1 protein-coding gene is annotated in these 321 nt (G+C 60.4%); it reads left to right on the top strand.

Annotation, left to right across the window (positions count from 1 at the left end; all coding sequences use genetic code 11):
- Positions 1-321: class II fructose-bisphosphate aldolase (locus tag AXK60_RS25110; protein ID WP_175400110.1), on the top strand; the 321-nt coding region annotated here is incomplete at both ends.

Raw genomic sequence — 321 nt, 5'->3', positions numbered from 1 at the left:
CGGAGAAGTTGGGGTTGCCGGCGGGGAGCAAGCCGTTCTCGTTCGTCTTCCATGGTGGTTCGGGTTCGCTGAAGTCGGAGATCGAGGAGTCTCTGTCGTACGGGGTGGTGAAGATGAATGTCGACACCGATACGCAGTACGCGTTCACCCGTCCGGTGGCCGGGCACATGTTCAGCAATTTCGACGGTGTGCTCAAGGTCGATGGGGAGGTCGGGAACAAGAAGACCTATGACCCTCGCGCGTATTTGAAGAAGGCCGAGGCGTCGATGGCTGAGCGGGTGGTGGAGGCGTGCAACGACCTGCACTCCGCCGGAAAGTCCA

Origin of the sequence: Tsukamurella pseudospumae, assembly GCF_001575195.1 — a bacterium.
Taxonomy (GTDB): Bacteria; Actinomycetota; Actinomycetes; order Mycobacteriales; family Mycobacteriaceae; genus Tsukamurella; species Tsukamurella pseudospumae.
Note: the sequence above shows the minus strand (reverse complement) of the source record. Positions and strands in the feature narration are given on the sequence as shown.